Source organism: Pseudomonas sp. PS02303 (assembly GCF_029959925.1).
Lineage (GTDB): Bacteria > Pseudomonadota > Gammaproteobacteria > Pseudomonadales > Pseudomonadaceae > Aquipseudomonas > Aquipseudomonas mandelii.
The window spans coordinates 1-1,430 of the sequence record NZ_JASCOM010000515.1; the positions used below are offsets into that span (position 1 = coordinate 1).

Consider the following 1,430-nt stretch of genomic DNA (forward strand, 5'->3'; position numbering starts at 1 on the left):
CGCTCCTACAGGTTTTGTGTTGTTCACAAAATGTGCGCACGACACAAAACCTGTAGGAGCGAGGCTTGCCCGCGAAGGCATACTGGCAGACACCGCAGGAATCACTGCTTCCAGCGATCCGCCGCCGCATGATCGCTGTCACGCCCTTCCACCCAACGCGGTCCGTCTCGGGTGTTTTCCTTCTTCCAGAACGGCGCACGGGTTTTCAGGTAGTCCATGACAAAGGCGCAGGCGTCGAACGCCGCCTGGCGATGGGCGCTGGCGGCGCCGACGAAGACGATCGGTTCGCCCGGTTCAAGGGCGCCGATCCGGTGCAGCACTTCAAGCTTGAGCAGCGGCCAGCGCTGTTCAGCCTCCAGGGCGATTTTGCCGAGGGCTTTTTCGGTCATGCCCGGATAGTGCTCGAGAAACATCCCGGCCACATCGAGCCCGTCATTGAAGTCGCGCACATAGCCGACAAAACTCACCACCGCCCCGACGCCGACATTGGCGGCGTGCATGGCATTGACTTCAGCACCCGGATCGAAGGCCGTGGACTGCACGCGAATCGCCATGTCAGCCCCCGGTCACGGTCGGAAAGAACGCCACTTCGTCACCGTCAGTCACCGGTTCGTCGAGCTGGCAGAGGTCCTCGTTGCGGGCGCACATCAAGTTCTGCTCGCTCAGCACCTCGGCACCATCACGCTGAGCCAGCAATGCACGGACGTCGTCGACCGTGGCGAAATCGCCTTCAACCTTGATTGAGTCCACGCCAAGCGCTTCGCGGTAGCGGGCAAAAAATTTCACGGTGACGTTCATGGTTGATCTGCCTGGAAATGGCCGCTCTTGCCACCGAGTTTTTCCAGCAGCCGCACGCTTTCGATGGTCATGCCACGGTCCACGGCCTTGCACATGTCGTAGATCGTCAGCGCGGCGACACTGGCGGCGGTCAGGGCTTCCATCTCGACGCCGGTCTGTCCGGACAACTTGCAGCGCGCGACGATGCGCACGGTGTCATCGCCTTCGGCACTCAGCTCGACCTTGACGCCGGTGAGCATCAGCGGATGGCACAGGGGAATCAGATCGCTGGTCTTCTTCGCAGCCTGAATGCCGGCGATGCGCGCCACGGCGAACACATCACCCTTGGGGTGACCGCCGCTGACGATCATCTGCAGGGTTTCGGGGAGCATGCGCACCAGCGCTTGAGCGGTTGCCTCACGGAACGTCACGGCTTTTTCGGTGACGTCGACCATATTGGCGCGACCTTGGGAATCGAGATGAGTCAGCACAGGTTTACTCCTGATCAGGAGCGTCGATTGTAAACCTGTGGGTCAAATTTCCGCACGTTTGATTATTGGATGAATGGCCCTTGCAGGAGCGAGGCTTGCCCGCGAAGGCGGCGTGTCAGAAAGATTGATGTTGAATGTGCGGTCGTCTTCGCGGGCAAGCCT

The 1,430-nt window shown here is 60.6% G+C and carries 3 protein-coding genes; all 3 read right to left on the bottom strand.

The window, feature by feature from the left end:
* Positions 1-101 precede the first annotated feature (101 nt).
* The 3 genes from moaE to moaC are packed head-to-tail and all read right to left on the bottom strand — an operon-like array spanning position 102 to position 1,268.
* Positions 102-554: a molybdopterin synthase catalytic subunit MoaE gene (gene moaE / locus QMX98_RS34580; RefSeq protein ID WP_145306894.1), complete on the bottom strand. Its 453-nt coding sequence runs from the start codon at positions 552-554 to the stop codon at positions 102-104.
* A 1-nt stretch (position 555) separates the two neighbouring features.
* Complete coding sequence (gene moaD / locus QMX98_RS34585) at positions 556-798, bottom strand: molybdopterin converting factor subunit 1 (protein ID WP_010463101.1); 243 nt, start codon at positions 796-798, stop codon at positions 556-558.
* A complete protein-coding gene (moaC, locus tag QMX98_RS34590; RefSeq protein ID WP_059406245.1) occupies positions 795-1,268 on the bottom strand; it encodes a cyclic pyranopterin monophosphate synthase MoaC in 474 nt (157 codons plus the stop codon). Before moaC ends, moaD begins: the two co-directional genes overlap by 4 nt.
* Positions 1,269-1,430 lie beyond the last annotated feature (162 nt).